A 17303-nucleotide genomic window follows, 5' to 3' on the forward strand; every position below is an offset into this window, starting at 1 on the left:
TCGGAGCCCCCATGTCCTGGAACAATCGCGTGGTCTGGTCGGAAGGCATGTTCATCGGAACGCAGCACTTCCAGCAGCATGACCGTTACCTGGAAAACCTGATCGACGCCCGCAGCCGTCCTTTGTCAGCGGGTGCCTGGGGCTTTTCCGAGTTGCTGATCGACCAGGGCCTGCTCGCCCAGGGCAAGCTGGCAATCGTGTCGGCCCGTGGCCTGCTGCCTGACGGTACGCCGTTCAATATCCCCCAGGACGATCTGGCGCCGAGTCCGCTGAATATCGACGACAACCTGCGCGACGGTCTGGTGTACCTGGCCCTGCCGCTCAAGCGTGCCGGTGCGCGTGACACGGTGGACGAAGGCGAGGCGTTGGAAGCCGCGCGTTATGTGAGCCAGGTGCGTGAAGTGCGCGACGACAACGCGCCCTTCGAAAACCGCGCGCCGGTGGCTGTGGGCTCCAGGGCATTGCGTTTGCTGACCGCCCAGGACGGCATCAGCGACTACGCCGCCATCGGGCTGGTGCGCATCAAGGAAAAGCGCGCCGACCGCGCACTGGTGCTCGACGACACGTACATCCCGCCGGTATTGGACGTGGTCGCGAGCAAGCCGCTGACGGCCTTTCGCAGCGAGCTGCTCGGCCTGCTGCACCAGCGTGGCGAAGCCCTGGCTGGCCGTGTGGTGGCGTCGGGCGCTGGCGGCGCATCGGAAATCGCCGACTTCATGCTGCTGCAACTGGTCAACCGCGCCCAGCCGTTGATTCAGCATTTGAGCCAGTTGAGCCCGCTGCACCCGGAGCGTTTCTTCAGTGAGCTGGTGAGCCTGGCCGGTGAGTTTTCGACATTCTCGACCTCTGGCCGCCGCCCCCAGGAATACCCGCAGTACCAGCACGACGACCTGGCCCTGAGCTTCGCCCCGGTGATGGCCGCCCTGCGTGAGGCGCTGTCGATGCTGATCGACAGCAAGGCCACGCCGATCCCGATTGTGGAGAAGGCCTACGGTATCCACGTGGCGATGCTGGCGGACAAGACCCTGCTCGACAACGCCAGCTTCATCCTCGTGGTACGTGCCGACGTGCCCGGCGAAACCCTGCGCGCGCGCTTCGGCCAGCAGAGCAAAGTCGGCTCGGTGGAGCACATCCGCGACATGGTCAACCTGCAATTGCCGGGCATCGGCCTGCTGCCATTGCCGGTGGCGCCACGCCAATTGCCCTACCACGCAGGCAGTACCTATTACGAGCTGGACCGGGGCAGCGAACACTGGCAGCAGTTGAGCAATTCCGGCGGTTTCGCCTTTCACATCGCCGGGCAGTTCCCGGGCTTGAACCTGGCCTTCTGGGCGATCCGAGGATAATCCGCGATGCATCCCAATGATGATGACCGCACACAGTTCATGCCGCGCCCGGGCGGCCGAGCACCCGAACCTGCGCGCGCGGAACCTGCACCTTTGTCGATGCCGGCCGCGCCGATGCTCACCGGCAAAAGCCAGGGCCTCAACCCGCTGGAAAGCGCCGCCGGCCCGTTGCTGGCCTTGCTGACGCGGTTGCGTAACACCCTTGCACACCCGGCGCCGGCCAGCCTGCGCGCGCAGTTATTGGCCTATCTGCGCCAGTTTGAAGAGCGCGCCGAAGCCGCCGGCGTGGCGCGCAACGAAGTGCTGCTGGCCCGTTACGCGCTGTGCACTGCCCTGGACGAAGCCGTGCTGAGTACGCCCTGGGGCAGCACCAGCGATTGGGGCAAACAGAGCTTGCTGATCACCGTGCACAACGAAGCCTGGGGCGGTGAAAAGGTCTTTCAGTTGCTCGACCACTGCCTGCAAAGCCCGCGGGAGCGCCTGTACCTGCTGGAGCTGCTGTACCTGTGCATGTGCCTGGGTTTTGAAGGCCGCTACCGCGTGATGACCGACGGGCGCAGTCAATTGGAAGCCTTGCGCGAGCGCACTGCCGCGGCGATTCGCAATGCCCGTGGCGAACACGAGCGTGAGCTGTCGCCGCACTGGCGCGGCGTGACCGTGGCGCGCGATCGCCTGGCGCAATTCATGCCGCCGTGGATTGCGCTGGCGATCGGCCTGGCGCTGCTGCTGGCGTTGCTGTTTGGCCTGCGCATGAAGCTGGCCTCGGATGCCGAGCCGGTGTTCAAGAATATCCATGCCCTGGGCGAGATTCCGGTGCAAGCCATCGACCGTCCGGTGGCGCAACCGAAAGTGATCGAGCGGCCACGCCTGGCCGGCTTCCTGGCCGAAGACATCAAGGCCGGCCGCGTAGCCTTGGAAGACAAGGTGGACCGCTCTGTGGTGACGATTCGTGGCGATGAACTGTTTGCGTCCGCCAGTTCCAGCATCGTCGATGACTATCAGCCGCTGATGCTGCGCATTGCTGATGCCATCCGCAAGGTCAAGGGTCAGGTGCGTGTCACCGGCCACAGCGACAACCGCCCGATTGCCACCCTGCGCTTTCCGTCGAACTGGGCGCTGTCCGAAGCGCGGGCCAAGTCGGTGCTGGAGATCCTCGCGGCCAAGACCGGCCAGGCCGAGCGCTTCAGCGCCGAAGGCCGCAGCGACACCGAGCCGTTGGCCACCAACAGTACTGCCGAAGGCCGTGCCCGCAATCGTCGGGTTGAAATCACCGTATTGGCGGAGGGCGTCGAGTGAAGGCGTTTTTCAGTTTCATGATTCGCTGGGTGATCCCCGTGCTGGGGTTGATCGCCCTGAGCCTGATCATCTGGTTTGTCGGGCCGTTACTCGACGTGCTGGTGCCCGAGGGACGCCGCTGGGCGCTGATCATCCTGGTGTTTGCACTGTGGATGGCCTACCGCGTGTTGCGCATCATCCAGGCGCGCCGCCAGGCCGCCGAAGTGATGCGCAGCCTGGCCGCCGAAACCCCGGCCGACCCCAATAGCGTCGCGACCGCCGAAGAGCTGTCGACCCTGCGCCAGCGCATGGACGAAGCCCTCACGCTGCTCAAGAAAGCCAAGCTCGGTGGCGACGAACGCCGCAATCTGTATGAGCTGCCGTGGTACGTGATCATCGGCCCGCCGGGTTCGGGCAAGACCACCGCACTGGTCAATTCCGGGCTGCACTTCCCCCTGGCTGCGCAATTGGGCGCGGGGGCGGTGCGCGGCGTCGGCGGCACGCGCAACTGCGACTGGTGGTTTACCGACCAGGCCGTACTGCTCGACACCGCCGGTCGCTACACCACCCAGGACAGCAACTCGACGGTGGATAAAGCCGCGTGGCTGGGCTTTCTCGACCTGCTGAAAAAGCAGCGCTCACGTCGGCCCATCGACGGTGCCTTCATTGCCATCAGCCTGTCGGACCTGCTGCTGGGCACCGATGCCGAGCGCGCCGCCCATGCCGCCGCGATTCGCCTGCGTATCCAGGAGCTGTACACCCAATTGGGCGTGCGTTTCCCGATCTACCTGATGCTGACCAAGCTCGACCTGGTGCCGGGCTTCATGGAGTTCTTCGACAACCTGAGCAAGGAAGAGCGCGCCCAGGTGTGGGGCATGACCTTTGCCCTGGACGACGGCAAGCATAGCGACAGCCCGTTGGCGCATCTGCAAAGCGAATTCGCCGGTCTGGAACAGCGTCTTAACGAACGCCTGGTGGAACGCCTGCAACAGGAACGCGACCCGGCGCGGCGCGACCTGATCTACGGTTTCCCGCAGCAGTTCGGCGCATTGAAGGACTGCCTGCAGAGCTTCCTCGAGGGCGTGTTCAAACCCAATGCCTTTGAAGAGCGTGCGCTGCTGCGCGGCGTGTACTTCACCAGCGGCACCCAGGAAGGCAGCCCGATTGACCGTCTGATCGGCGCCATGGCCCAGAGCATGAACCTGGACCGCCAACACTTGGCGCGCCAGAGCGGCACCGGGCGCAGTTACTTCATCGAAAAACTCTTCACCGCCGTGGCCTTTGCCGAACGTGGCCTGGTCGGGGTGAACCCGAAAGTCGAGCGCCGTCGCAAGTGGCTCGCCCGGGGTGTCCTCGCGGCCACGGTGGCCTTGGTGGTGGTGGTCAGCAGCCTGTGGTGGGTGAGTTATCGCGCCAACCAGACGTATATCGCCCAGGTCGATCAGAAAGTCGCTCCCCTGGGCCAGACCGTGCAGAACCTGAGCCCGGCGCAGCGTGACGTATTGGCCGTGCTGCCTTTGCTCAACGCGGTGAAGCACCTGGCCGGCGATTCGCCAAGCTGGTCCGAAGGGCTGGGGCTGTACCAGGGCGACATGCTCGAAGCCGAATCCGCAAGCGTCTATCGCAAGTTGCTGATCGCGGTCTTCGCCCCGCGCCTGGTCACGCGCATCGAAGAACAACTGCACGGCGGCGGCAACTCGGACTTCCTCTACGAAGGCCTCAAGGCCTATCTGATGCTGGCCGACAACGAGCATTACGACCCGGACTTCATCAAGGCCTGGATCGCCCTCGACTGGGACCGCAACCTGCCACGCGACCTGCCGGCCGATCAGCGCCAGGCCTTGACCGGGCACTTGCAGGCACTGTTTGACCGTCACCCACCGAATGCGCGTCTTGACCCACGCCTGATCGACGACCTGCGCCGCCAACTGCAACAACTGCCGGTGGCCCAGCGTGTCTACGACCGGGTCAAACGCCAGAAACTGCCTGAAGGTATTGCGGACTTTCGCCTCAACGAAGCGGCCGGCCGTGATGCCGCGCTGGTGTTCAGTCGCAAGAGCGGCAAGCCGTTGGGCGAGCCGTTGAGTGGTTTCTTCACCGCCAGGGGCTATCGCCAGGCGTTTTTGTTGAGCAGCCTGAACCAGACTGGCACCCTGGCTGAAGAGCAATGGGTCCTGGGCCAGGAACAGGCCGACCAGCAGAACGTGGTGAGCCTGGCCGCCGATGTGCGCCGCCTGTATTTCCAGGACTATCAGCGCCAGTGGGACGCGTTGCTCGCCGACATCGACTTTGTGCCGATCACCAGCGTGGCCCAGGCCGCCGACGTGCTGCGGGTTATCTCGGGGCCGACCTCACCGCTGAAAAAGCTGCTGGTGGCGGTGGCCAGGGAAACCGACCTGCAGGCCGAAGAGCGTCAACTGGCCGCCAAGGGTGTGCCGGTGGAAGGCGGTGTCGACAAGCTCAAGGAGCGCTTGGGCAGCTTGCTCGGCCAGGAACAACCCACGGCGAATGCGCCGGTGGCTGCGGATGATCCAGTCACCGCGCACTTTGCCGAACTCAACAGCATCGTCAGTAAAAACGAAGGCGAGCCGGCGGCCATCGACAGCCTGCTCTCGGACATGAATGCGCTGTATGTGCAGGTCAGCGCCATGGTCGGTGCCAGCGGCGATGCGCTGCTCGGCGAAGCCAAGAACCAGGCGGCGGCTGCGGCCACGCGGGTCAGCCTGAATGCCGAGCGCCAACCGCCGCTGGTGCAGGGCATGGTCAAGTCGGTGGTCAATTCCACCACCAACAGCATGATGGGCGGGGTGCGTAACCAGTTGAACGCGGCCTGGGTCAGCGAAGTGGTCAACGTGTATCGCCAGTCCCTGGCCGGACGCTATCCGATGTCGCCCGGCAGTGCGCGGGACGCGACCCTGGATGACTTCGGCCAGTTCTTCGGCGTCGGCGGGGTGATGGATAACTACTTCCGTAAGTACCTGCAGCCCTATGTGGATACCTCGGCGCAGACCTGGCGCTGGCAGCCGGGCGCGGCGCAGAAGCTCGGTATCGCGCCGGGCGTGCTGCAGACCTTCCAGCGCGCGGCGGCTATTCGCGATGCGTTCTTCAGGTCCGGGGGCACGCAACCTATCGTGCGCTTCGAACTCAAGCCGGTGTCGATGGACCCGACCATCACCCAGTTCCTGCTGGACCTCGACGGCCAGCAACTGAGCTATGACCACGGCCCGAGCCGCCCGGTGGCGATGCAATGGCCGAACCCCGGCAGCATTGGCGTGGTGCGTATTTCCATCATGCCGCCCTCGGCCAGCGGGCGTTCCGGTGTGACGCTGGACGGCCCGTGGGCCTGGTTCCGCCTGCTGGAGCAATCGGACCTGACCGCCGGCAACTCGCCGGACCGCTTCAACCTGCGCCTGCGGGTCGACGGCGCGAGCATCGCTTACGAATTGCGCGCCAACAGCGCCTTCAACCCGTTCAAGAGCCGCGTGCTCAGCGGCTTCAGCTTGCCGGAGCGGCTATGACGACGCTGGGTTTCTACGGCAAGTTGGCCAGTCGTGGTGATTTTGTCAGCCGCGCCTTGCCCCAGAGCTTTATCGGCCCCTGGGACAGCTGGCTGGCGGCGGGGCTGCTCGCCAGCCAGAACAGCCTGGGCGGCGACTGGCTCAACGCTTACCTGGTCAGCCCGCTGTGGCGCTTTGTCTTGGCGCCCGGGGTGTGCGGACCGGATGCGGCGGCGGGTGTGGTGATGCCGAGTATCGACCGGGTCGGGCGGTATTTCCCGCTGGCCGTGGTGGTGTTGCTCGACCACGACACCAACCCCGCGTCTCTGGTCGGCGGGCCGGATGCCTGGTTTGAGCAGGCCGAAGAGCTGTTGCTCAGCACCCTGGACAGTGGCGCTACCTTCGAAAACTTCAACGCCGGCCTCGACGCCCTGGGCGTTCCGGCGAGTGAGCCGCGTGCGCTCGACAGCCGTTTCGCCGGCCTGCAACGCGTGGCCGCCACCGTGCCCCACGGGCGCATGACGGCGCTGGCCGAACAAGCCTGCGAAGGTGCCAGCCTGTGGTGGGGACGCGGTTCGCAGCGTATTTCTCCCGGTTTATTACGGTGTCAGGGCTTGCCTGCCGCCAGCGATTTTGCGCAGTTTCTGCTCGGACAAGAAGGTGTGGTGTAGATGGGGGCGACTTACAAATCCGCGAGCAAAAGCCATGTGGGCATGGTCCGCCAGGTCAACGAAGATGCTTGCCTGGAGCTGCCGGAGAACCGCCTGTGGGTGGTGGCCGATGGCATGGGCGGGCACGCGGCGGGGGATTACGTCAGCAGCCTGATCGTCGACAGCTTGCGCGCTGTACCGGTGGGGCGCTCCCTCGACGAATACGCGGCCGCCTTGCGCAACGACCTGATTCGCATCAACGCGGCGGTACGCGAAGAAACCGCCAACCGTGGCGTGACCATGATGGGCAGCACCGTGGTGGTGCTGGCCGCACGCGGCTTGCGTGGGGTGTGCCTGTGGGCCGGCGACAGTCGCCTGTACCGCCTGCGCGACGGTGAGCTGGAAAGCCTCTCCCGCGATCACAGCTATGTGCAGGACCTGCAAGACAGCGGCCTGCTCAGCGAAGCCGATGCCCGCGTGCACCCACGCGCCAATATCGTCACCCGCGCGGTGGGCGTGGAAGCGCAACTGAACGTGGCCTCGGTGGAGCTGTTGATCGCCCCCGGCGACAGCTACCTGCTGTGCAGCGACGGCCTGACCAAGACCGTCGAGGATCATGAGATTGGCGAAGTGCTCGGCCATGACGCGCCGGATGAAATCGTGCGCAGCCTGGTCCACCTGGGGCTCAATCGCGGCGCGCCGGACAACATCACCACGATCGTCGTGAAGGTCTCGTCATGATCATCGAGATCCCGGGCTATGCCATCGAAGGCGAGATCGGCGAAGGCGCCATGGCCAACGTCTACCTGGCGACCCAGCGCTCGCTGGAACGCAAGGTGGCGTTGAAGGTGATGGCGGCGGCCCTGGCGGCCGACCCTACGTTCTGCGAACGCTTCCTGCGCGAGGGCAAGACCCTGGCGCGCCTGTCGCACCCGCACACGGTGACCATTCATGACATCGGCAATGTCGGTGAAATGTATTACATGGCCATGGAGTACCTGCCCAACGGTACGCTCAAAGAGCGCATTGCCGCCGGGCTGACCCCGGAGCAGGGCGTGACGCTGATCCGCCAGATTGCCTCGGCGCTCGGTTATGCCCATGCCCAGGGGCTGGTACACCGCGATGTGAAACCGGCAAACATCCTGTTCCGCGCCGATGGCACGGCGGTGTTGTCGGACTTCGGTATCGCCAAGTCCCTGGACGACCGCACCCAGTTCACCCAGGCCGGCTTCGCCGTGGGCACGCCGAGCTACATGAGCCCGGAACAGGCACGCGGCCAGGAGATCGACGGTCGCGCCGACCTGTATGCGCTGGGCGTGGTGCTGTACGAAATCCTGGTCGGCGAGCTGCCGTACCGCGGAACCGATGCGCTTTCGACGGCGCTCGCGCACCTGACTGAGCCGTTGCCGGAATTGCCGGTGCACCACGGCCGTTACCAGGAGGTGCTGCGCAAGTTGTTGGCCAAGGATCCGGCGGAGCGTTTCGCGGATGCCGACGCATTACTGCTGGCCCTGGACAACCTGCCGGCGGAGTCGCCGGAGGCTACCCTGGTGCGGCCGCTGCCGATTCCACTGAGTTTTGACCTGGCGGGCATGACCCCTGTCACCGTCGACATACCCACCGACAAACCGCAGCCGCAGCCGATAGTGCGCCAACCGGTCGTGACGCCAACGCAGCACAACGCCCCGTCCGAACAGCGCCGTGGGCCGGTGCTGGCATTGGCCGCCGTGGCGGTTGCGGTGGCACTGGCCATCGGTGGTGCCAGCTATTGGTGGCTGAGCGGTAGCGATGAGCCTGCCCAACCGCCGGCTGCCGTGGTTCCCAAGGTGACGCCGCCCGTAGCCGTCGCTGAAGTGGACGGTGGTCAACGACCGTTGCTGATGGCGGGCAAGAAAACGCTGTTCCAGCGCGTGCTCAGCAAGCCCGGCGCCAAGCTTTCCAACGAGGCGGGCAGCGCGCCGGGCAAGGCGCTACCCGCGTTTTCCGTGCTCTACGTGTACCAGCGCAAAGATATCGACGGCAGCCCTTGGGTGCGTGTCGGCGCCGCTACCGACGGGCGCAGCGACGGTTGGTTGCCCGCCTCCCAAGTCAGTGACTGGAAACAAAGCCTGGTGCTCAAGTTCACCGAACGCTCGGGGCGTGCGCCAGTGATGTTCCTGCGTCAGTCCGGCGAGGTGGAAAAACTGTTGGGCGATCCGGCTGCGGCGAAAAGTGCGTTGGCCAAGGCGCAAAGTAACCGTGAGGACAACCAGCAAGTCCTGGCCCTAGAACCCACCGCCAGCGCGGTGCCGCAAGACCAGTTCTACCTGTTGCCGATTTTTGATTCCAAAGAGAGCTTCGACGAAAACGGCCAACCGGTGCAGTTGCTCAACGTGGCGTCCATCGACCCTGGCAGCAGCGCGGTCGCCAAGCCTTCGGCGCCCGCGCTCAGTGCCCATGCCGACGCCTTCCGTACCGCTGTGGTGCTGGTGGTCGACACCACTGTGTCGATGCAGCCCTATATCGATCAAGTGCGCGACGTGGTGCACGAGCTGCAAACCCGCATCGCCGAGCGCGGCGAGCTGGACAGCGTCAGCTTCGGCCTGGTGGGTTTTCGCAACAGCATCAAGAAAACCCCCGGCCTGGAATACGTGGCCAAAACCCTGATCACCCTTGATCAGGGCCGCGATCCGCAGCGTTTCCTCGACATGGCGCGGCAGGTCAAGGCCTCGACGGTGTCCAGCCACTCGTTCAACGAAGACGCGTTTGCCGGCGTGATGCAGGCGGTGGACGGCATGGACTGGTCCGGCTACGGCGGGCGCATCATCCTGCTGGTCTCCGATGCCGGTGCGCTGCGCAAGAACGACCCGTTCGCCGCCACCCAGATGAACGAAGCCGAAGTGCGCCAGGCGGCGCTGGGCAAGCAGATCAAGATCTACGCGTTGCATCTGCGCACCGATGCCGGCAAGAAAACCCATGCCGGCGCCGAGAGTCAGTATCGCGTCCTGACCGCCGACGCCAACCCGCAGATCGGCGACCTGTACACGCCGGTGCCGGGCGGCGATGTACGCAAGCTGGGTGAGCGTGTCGATGAGATCGGCACGGTGTTCGCCAACCTCGTGCATCAGGTGCGCAGCAACACGCCGCAGCCAGTGCCTTTGCTCAGTGCCGCGCCGAGCCTGGCGGACAAATCCGCAGCCGTCGGCTATGCCATGCACATGGATTTCCTCGGCCGTAAAACCGCAAGCCAGGCACCGCAACTGGTCAGCGCCTGGACCGCCGACCGCGACCTGACCAACCCGGCGCTGCCGGCTTTCCAGGTGTGCGTGATGCTGACCAAATTGCAGCTGAACGACTTGCAGCAGTCGCTGAAATTAATCGTCGATGCGGCGCGCAAGACCCAAAGCTCGCCCAAGGACTTCTTCCAGGAAATTGCCAGCGCGTCGGCCTACATGAGCCGTGACCCGCAAGCCCTGCGCAAGGGCGGCAACCTGGCCGACGGCGGCCTGTTGGGCGAGTACCTGGAGGGGCTGCCGTATCGCAGCAAATCGCTGAACATGACCCAGGACCTGTGGTTGTCGTTGAGCGTGGCCGAGCAGGAAGATTTTATCGACGAGCTGGATTCGAAAATCCGTCTCTACGAGACCTTCCACAATGACCTGGCCAACTGGGTGCGGTTCGGCGATGCCGAGCCGGGCGATGCGTTGTACCGCGTGCCGTTGTCGACGTTGCCGTGATGCTGAGCCTGAACGCGGTGCACAAGAGCCGGGGCGTCGGCAGCCAGCGCTACAGCCTGGTGATTCCGGCGCTGCACGTGCGTGCGGGTGAGCAGTTGGCGATTGTCGGGCCCAGCGGCTGCGGCAAAAGCACCTTGCTGGATATGCTCGCACTGGTGCTGGCGCCGGACCGGATCGGGCAGTTCGAACTCAACCAGGTCGACATCGATGGGCTGTGGCGCGCGGACCGGCAGACCGACCTGGCCCGATTGCGCAGCCGGCATCTGGGCTATGTGCTGCAAACCGGCGGGCTGCTCGAATTTCTCGATGTACGCGGCAATATTGCCTTGTCCCGGCAGTTGCTGGGTTTGAAGGACGACGGCAGCGTGGCGCGCCTGGCCGAGCAGCTGCAAATCAGCGATCAACTGGACAAGCGTCCGGCGGCGCTGTCGGTGGGCCAGCGCCAACGCGTGAGCTGCGCCCGCGCCCTGGCCCATGCACCGCAACTGGTGTTGGCCGATGAGCCGACGGCGTCCCTCGACCCGCTCAATGCCGAGCGCGTGATGCAGGCACTGCTGGCCCAGGCCCGTGAACACCGCGCCGCCTGTGTGATCGCCACGCATGATGAACCCTTGGCCCGCGCCAGCGGCTTGCAGGTGCACCGCATCGGTTGCCGACGCGATGCCGACGGCGGTGTCACGGCCACGCTCGGGGAGGCCTGCTGATGCGCATCGGTCTGGTTGCGTCGCTTGCCTGGCAGGACTACCGCAACGATGCGTGGCTGTCGGCCTGCTCGGTGCTGGCACTGGTGGCGGTCATCGCGCCGTTGCTGGTGTTATTTGGCCTGAAATTTGGACTGGTTGGCAGTTTGACCCAACGCCTGGAGACCGACCCCGCTACCCGTGAAATTATTCCGTTGGGCGGCGGTCGATTCAGCAGCGCTTTCGTCGAGCAGCTTGGCCAGCGCAGCGATGTGGCGTTTGCCATACCGCGTACGCGGCAGATTGCGGCGACCGCGCAGGTCGGCGCCTTGGTCCTGGAAATGCTGCCGACCGCGCCGGGCGACCCGCTGCTGGTCGGCTTGCCGATACCTGAGGGTCTGGACCAGATCGTGCTCAGCCATACCGCCGCCGAGAAGCTCGCGGCGCGGCCCGGCGACTGGCTGGAGACGCGCTTTGCGCGGCAACTGGCCGGGCGCGTCGAGGCCCAGCGAGCGCGGTTGCAGGTGCGGGCGGTATTGCCGTTGGAGGCTTTCGCGCGTGACGGGCTGTTTGCGGATCTGGCGTTGCTGGAGGCGGTGGAAGATTATCGCGATGGCCGCGCAGTGCCGGCGTTGGGATGGGAGGGTGACGCCGTGGCGGTGGGCGAGCAGCGGGTGTACCCGGCGTTTCGCTTGTATGCGCGCGGACTCACCGACGTGGAACCGCTGCGCCTCTATTTCGCCGGGCAGAATCTGCCGGTGTCGACCCAGGCACCGACCATCGCCCAGGTGCAGTCGTTGAGTCGCAACCTGTCGATCGTATTCTGGATCATCTGCGGGTTGGCCCTGGCCGGTGCATTTGCCGCGACCTTCGCCGGCGCGTTGGCTGCGGTGGCGCGTAAGCGACGGGAGTTGTCAGTGTTGCGCCTGCTGGGATTTTCCACCGCGGCGCTGTTGCTGTTCGTGGTGCTGCAGGCGCTGTACAGCGCGAGTATTGCCGCGGTGCTCAGTGCCGGGCTGTATGGGCTGGCCGAAGCGGGTTTGAACCGATTATTCGTGCAGGTGCCGGGCGAATACGCCAGCCATCTGTTGGCGCGTCACTACGGCCTGGCCCTGGCTGCCGTGCTCGGCGTCAGCGCCGTGGCGGCGGCGTGTGGGGGTTGGCGAGTGGCGCGTATCCAGTCTTGCGAAGGAATCAGAGATGTTTAAGTTACTGGGCGCCTGTGTGGCGCTGAGCCTGGCCTCACTGGCCTGGGCCGATGAGGCAAGCGACAAGCTCGACAACCCCAAGCCGTTGCCGGACGACGTGAGCCTGCCGCTGCCGTGCGAAGGCCAGATGGTGTTTCGCTACGCCTACGTGTTGGCCCAGGGCACCCTGGACGACCGCGAAGTCAGCCTCGGCTATCCCTTTGCCGAAGGCGAGGCGGGCTACCAGCAGTCGTTTATTTCCGGCTATCGCCGCGACTTCATCAACGGCCAGTTCACCCTCAAGGATCTGCCGAAAGACTGGAACAAGATCATCGCGCCGCTGATGCCGAAAACCGACGCCAAAACCCCGCTCAAGCCGATGCTGTACTTCATCGGCAAGTACGAAGTGACGGCCCGCCAGTACGCCCAAGTGATGTCCCAGGCGCAGTCCCTGGCCAGCGGCGAACCGGCTCCGGCCTGCGATGCGCCTGAGGGTATGGCCGGGCGTTTGCCTAAAGTGAAATTGTCGCGTTTCGAGGCCGAGCGTTTCTCGGCGGTGTACAGCGCCTGGCTGATGAAATACCACCGCGAGTTGCTGCCGGTGAGCGGCCGCGGTGCCTCGGCCGAAGACGGCGGCCTGGGCTTTGTGCGCCTGCCCACCGAAGTCGAATGGGAGTACGCCGCGCGCGGTGGCCAGGCGGTGAGTCGTCAGGATTTGGAAGGGCGTCTGTTTCCACGCCGCATCGAGGGCAGTGAAAACGACGGACCCCTGGGCGATTACGCGGTGTTCAATCAAGTTGCGGGAGGCACCGGACAGGCGGCGCGGTTGATGCCCATCGGCACCAAATTGCCCAACCCGATCGGTATGTTCGATGTAATCGGCAACGCTGCGGAAATGGTTCAGGAATCCTTCCAGCTGGTGCACGCAGGGCGCCGCCAGGGCACTTATGGCGGCTTCGTGGTCAAGGGCGGCAATTACCTGGAGGGCGAAGGCACGTTGTTTACCGGCATGCGCCGCGAGTACCCGCTGTTTGGCGCCGATGGCACCGAGCAAAGCAACGAGACCACCGGCTTTCGCGTGGCGATTGGCGCGCTGTCGGCGCCGCGCTCGCGCTACAAGGAACTGTTCGCCCAGTGGCAGAAAGAAGGACGCCTCGCCTCGCTGACCGACGCCATCGACGACGCTCAGGACCCGACCAAGCGCCTGGACAGCATCATCGCCGCCAGCGTCGATCCCAAGCTGCAAGCCGAACTGGGGCTGGTCAACGAAGAACTCAAGCGCAACGTTTCGCTGATCGCCCAGCAACGCGAAGAAGCGGCGGGCAACCTGATCCAGTCTGCCGCGTTGGTGGCCGAGACCATCAGCAACTACAACATCCGCCTGGCCAACCTGCAGAAGAGCCGCCAGCAGGCTGTGGATAACAAGGACACGGCCAGCGCGCAGTTATTCGACATGGCTATTGCTAACGGGCGCAGCGCGCTGGATGGCGCGGTGGCGATTTATATCGATAACCTGGCCACCGGTACGCGCTATACCGATGCGGTGATCCAGGCCCAGTTTCAACGGATCAAGGAAGAGTTGGATCGCAAGCCGGTGCTCGGCAAGAGCCTGGTGACGCGCGCAACACTGTTCGTTCGCCATGTCGGCAACTACCGCAAGCAACAGCGGGCCGACCCGGCAACGATCTTGAAGGAATTGCTCGCAGCGAGCGGTCAGCGGTCTTGATCGTTGGCTGTCCAGCGAGCTTGGAAGGGACTCAGACGGCGGTGGGCCGTGCTGGGCAAGTCAAACTTAATAGAGATCACACCTATGCTTTTTTCCCGTAAGTCGGTTTCCAAGCGTCACCTGCTGCTGATCGCGGCTGGTTTCAGCACCGTGTTGACCGGTTGCGCTACGTCGCCTGCGTCCAAGGTCGCGTCGAGCACCAAAGTCGAGTACTACCCGAACTGCTACGAGCCGGTGCAGCACCTGCGCGCTACCGATTCGAACATGACCAAGTCAGTCGTGAGCGGCGCCGCTATTGGCGCGGCCGGCGGTGCATTGCTCGGCGCCCTGACCGGCGACAAGGAAAAGCGCGGCCGTAACGCGGCTATCGGCGCAGCCGGCGGTGCCCTGGCGGGCGGCGCGGCGGGCTACTACACCGAGCGTCAGAAGCAGATCGCCGATGACAACCAGCGCATTGCTTCCTACTCCACCGACTTCAACAAAAGCGCCTCTGACATCGACCGCAGCACCGCCTATGCCAAGGCTTCGCAGCAGTGCTACCAGAGCGCGTTCACCAAGCTGGTGGCAGACCGCAAGACCAAGACCGTCAACGACACCGAAGGCCGCAAGCGCCTGGCGGAAATCGTGGCAGGCCTGAAGGAATCCAACGATCTGATCGTTGCGGTCAACGGCAAAGCCAGCGAAGACCTGAACAACTACACCCAGGCCTACGAGAAAGACCTGCAGCAAGTGGGGGTGCAGCGTAATGATGTGGTCACCGTCGCCACTGCCGACACCACACAGGTCGCGCCGCCAGCCAAAGGCAAGAAAGTCGTCAAGCCGCCGAAAAAGAAAGTGCTGCCAGTGGTGCCACAAGAAGCGGTGACCACCGAGAAGAGCATCCAGACCGTGCAGGCCAAGCAGGCTGAAAGCAAGCAGGTCGCCAGCGCCGGCAAGGCTCAGCTTGAGGGCAGCTGCCGTGATCCGAACCTGGCCGACTGGGCGCCGGTGCCTTGCCCTAACGTTTAAGTAACATGTTGCTATAAGCGTTAAACGCCAGCCGATCTCCTGCTAAAGCGCGAGATCGGTGGCGTTCTGCCTGCAAATCGTTACACTGCTGCGGCCACTCAATAATTACACCGAGGCCGTGTGCATGAAATTTCGTCTTCTCCTGTGGGTGCTGGGCCTGATGATGGGCAAAGCCAGCCGCACCAATCCCGCCTTCCAGCAGCAGCTGGGTGACAAAGACCTGGCCTTCCAGTTGCAGACCCTCGACGGCAAGGTTGCCCGTCACTTCATCGTCAAAGACCAGCGCATCACCAGCCGCTCGGGCGTACACCCGGCGCCGGCGTTTGCGATCGCCTTCAAGGATGCCGCCTACGGCTTCGCCACGATGCAGGCGAAGAACAAGCAACTGGCATTCATGACGGGGATTCAGGACAAGTCGATCCAGATCAAGGGCAACCCGGCGCTGGTGATCTGGTTCCAGGGGTTGACCAAGTATTTGAAGCCGAAGAAAAAGAAGTAGGCTTTCAGGGAGACCGAGCTGGATTCAGCGGGAGCAAGCCCCCTCCCACATTCGGCCACATTCCAACGCTGGAACTCGATCAAATGTGGGAGGGGGCTTGCCCCCGATAGCGGCCTGACAGGCTACACATTCATCCCTGGCTGAACTGTGAAGCCAGCTCCCGCAACAGCACCTCGGCATCCAGCACTTTACCGACCACTTCCTCAGCCTTCTCACGGCTCAAGCCCAGACGCTCAAGCAGCGCATCCGGAATCGCCTCATCCGGCCCGGAACCAATGCCTCGGCTGCGCAACAGGCGCACGGCCAGGCACACCAGATTCGGGTATTCAGCGTACTGCCCGTCATAGGTGGGGTCGTGTTGGAAGCGCAGAGCGGTGGACAGCTCGTCCGGCATGTCCCAGTAGCGCATCAGCCAGGCACCGATCTGCTCGCGGCTGATACCGAGCAGGTGTTGCTCGACATAGCTGTGGCACACATGCGGGTTGACCTCCAGGTGGCGGCAGATCAGCGAGAAGTGCGGCGGGAAAACGTGGGCCAGCAGCAGGTAGCCGAAGTTATGCAGCAGGCCGGCGAGGTAGGTCAAGCCGGCTTCGGGGCGCTGGGCGCGGGGCATGGCGCGGGTCAGGCCCTCAATCACGGCGGCGGTGTAGATCGATTGGTGCCAGTACGGCGTGGACGGGTGCGGACGGTCCTTGGGCAGGCTCAGGGTTTTACCCAGGGCCAGGCCCAGCGCCAGGTTGATCACCAGATCGAAGCCCAGTACGCGCACGATGGCGTCTTCCACCGAGCGGATCTTGCCCGGCGAAGCGTAGTAGGGTGACGCCGCCCAGCTCACCACCTGGGCGGCCAGTGCCGGGTCGGTTTCCACCACGCCGGTGATGTCATCGATGGTGGCGTTGGGGTCGACGCGCAGTTTGATGATCTTCTGCGCGGTATCGGCCAGCGGCGGGATCTCGATGGTCGCTTCCAGGCGTTGCTGAATACGGCGGGCGGTGAAGGCCTGCATCGCCTGGGTGATTTCCTCACGGTCATCATTGGGGCGGTCGAGGTTGGGGCGAATCTTGCTCAGCGGCTCGCCAAACTGCGCGGCGCTGGCTTTGGTCAGCATGGTCTTGAAGTGCTCGCTGGCGATTTCCAGCAGCAACCCGGCTTCGCCCGAATGCACCAACAGGCTCGGCTCGTTGAGCAGGCAGCCTTCATACAGGCAAGGCGAACTGGTGAGTGGCGGCAGGCCCGGCAGCAGGTTCAGTTCATGTGTGCCCAATAGTCGCTCAACGCGCTCCGGCGCCACAGCGGTGAGCCGACGCCCGGTGAGTTCGGTAAGGCGGTTGAGGTCGAGCAACTGGCTCTGGGGGAACAGCACCATGAGCGCGCCGACGGCGTCTTCGAGCAGTACCGCCTGGACCTTTCGCGCAGGGTTCAGGCCAGGCTGTTCGATGACTTCCGTGTAGGGAATGGCGAGCTTTGCGAGCAGCGCCCGAATGACCGGCGGGGCGGTCAGTGGGGCTGTAGCGAGGGCAACTTCTGACATGGCCTGATCCAATTTCTTACAGTCACCGAAGTATAACCAGCTTGTTACACCTGTTGGTTGACTAACTTTGGTTTGTGATCGGGTGCGCGGCCCCTGTAGGAGCGAGCTTGCTCGCGAAAATCGTTAACGATAACGCTGGCATTCTGGATGACCGCGTCGTCAGGGCGGTTTTCGCGAGCAAGCTCGCT

General features: G+C 64.3%; 12 protein-coding genes. 11 read left to right on the plus strand and 1 reads right to left on the minus strand.

Features of this window, described 5'->3' with window-relative positions; translation table 11 throughout:
* Positions 1–11 precede the first annotated feature (11 nt).
* The 11 genes from tssK (at position 12) to PspCFBP13528_RS01235 (ending at position 15584) form a co-directional block, all read left to right on the plus strand.
* Positions 12–1346, plus strand: a complete 1335-nt coding sequence (tssK, locus tag PspCFBP13528_RS01185) for a type VI secretion system baseplate subunit TssK (RefSeq protein WP_065953257.1) — start codon at positions 12–14, stop codon at positions 1344–1346.
* 6 nt (positions 1347–1352) lie between these two features.
* A complete protein-coding gene (locus PspCFBP13528_RS01190) occupies positions 1353–2642 on the plus strand; it encodes a DotU family type VI secretion system protein (RefSeq protein WP_137199504.1) in 1290 nt (429 codons plus the stop codon).
* Positions 2639–6139: a type VI secretion system membrane subunit TssM gene (gene tssM, locus PspCFBP13528_RS01195; protein ID WP_137199505.1), complete on the plus strand. Its 3501-nt coding sequence runs from the start codon at positions 2639–2641 to the stop codon at positions 6137–6139. The genes PspCFBP13528_RS01190 and tssM overlap by 4 nt, the downstream gene beginning before the upstream one ends.
* Positions 6136–6789 (plus strand): type VI secretion system-associated protein TagF, encoded by a 654-nt coding sequence (gene tagF, locus PspCFBP13528_RS01200; RefSeq protein ID WP_137199506.1) that lies wholly within the window; start codon positions 6136–6138, stop codon positions 6787–6789. The genes tssM and tagF overlap by 4 nt, the downstream gene beginning before the upstream one ends.
* Positions 6790–7509, plus strand: coding sequence for a protein phosphatase 2C domain-containing protein (locus PspCFBP13528_RS01205; RefSeq protein WP_065886928.1), 720 nt, complete (start codon positions 6790–6792; stop codon positions 7507–7509).
* Complete coding sequence (locus PspCFBP13528_RS01210; RefSeq protein WP_137199507.1) at positions 7506–10484, plus strand: serine/threonine-protein kinase; 2979 nt, start codon at positions 7506–7508, stop codon at positions 10482–10484. Before PspCFBP13528_RS01205 ends, PspCFBP13528_RS01210 begins: the two co-directional genes overlap by 4 nt.
* Positions 10484–11188, plus strand: coding sequence for an ABC transporter ATP-binding protein (locus tag PspCFBP13528_RS01215; RefSeq protein WP_065953252.1), 705 nt, complete (start codon positions 10484–10486; stop codon positions 11186–11188). Before PspCFBP13528_RS01210 ends, PspCFBP13528_RS01215 begins: the two co-directional genes overlap by 1 nt.
* Positions 11188–12372 carry an ABC transporter permease gene (locus tag PspCFBP13528_RS01220; RefSeq protein WP_065953251.1) on the plus strand — a complete coding sequence of 395 codons (1185 nt, stop codon included), beginning with the start codon at positions 11188–11190 and terminating at the stop codon, positions 12370–12372. Before PspCFBP13528_RS01215 ends, PspCFBP13528_RS01220 begins: the two co-directional genes overlap by 1 nt.
* Complete coding sequence (locus tag PspCFBP13528_RS01225; RefSeq protein ID WP_065953250.1) at positions 12365–14077, plus strand: SUMF1/EgtB/PvdO family nonheme iron enzyme; 1713 nt, start codon at positions 12365–12367, stop codon at positions 14075–14077. The genes PspCFBP13528_RS01220 and PspCFBP13528_RS01225 overlap by 8 nt, the downstream gene beginning before the upstream one ends.
* An 84-nt stretch (positions 14078–14161) precedes the next feature.
* The gene (gene tagQ, locus PspCFBP13528_RS01230) at positions 14162–15085 is read left to right on the plus strand and encodes a type VI secretion system-associated lipoprotein TagQ (RefSeq protein WP_137199508.1); all 924 of its coding nucleotides are present in this window, start codon (positions 14162–14164) and stop codon (positions 15083–15085) included.
* 124 nt (positions 15086–15209) lie between these two features.
* On the plus strand, positions 15210–15584 hold the full coding sequence (locus PspCFBP13528_RS01235) for a hypothetical protein (protein ID WP_003195530.1): 375 nt from the start codon (positions 15210–15212) through the stop codon (positions 15582–15584).
* 130 nt (positions 15585–15714) lie between these two features.
* On the opposite strand, the gene PspCFBP13528_RS01240 is transcribed toward PspCFBP13528_RS01235, so the two are convergent.
* Positions 15715–17115 carry an aminoacyl-tRNA deacylase and HDOD domain-containing protein gene (locus tag PspCFBP13528_RS01240; protein WP_065953248.1) on the minus strand — a complete coding sequence of 467 codons (1401 nt, stop codon included), beginning with the start codon at positions 17113–17115 and terminating at the stop codon, positions 15715–15717.
* Positions 17116–17303 lie beyond the last annotated feature (188 nt).

Source organism: Pseudomonas sp. CFBP13528 (assembly GCF_005233615.1).
GTDB lineage: Bacteria > Pseudomonadota > Gammaproteobacteria > Pseudomonadales > Pseudomonadaceae > Aquipseudomonas > Aquipseudomonas fluorescens_AM.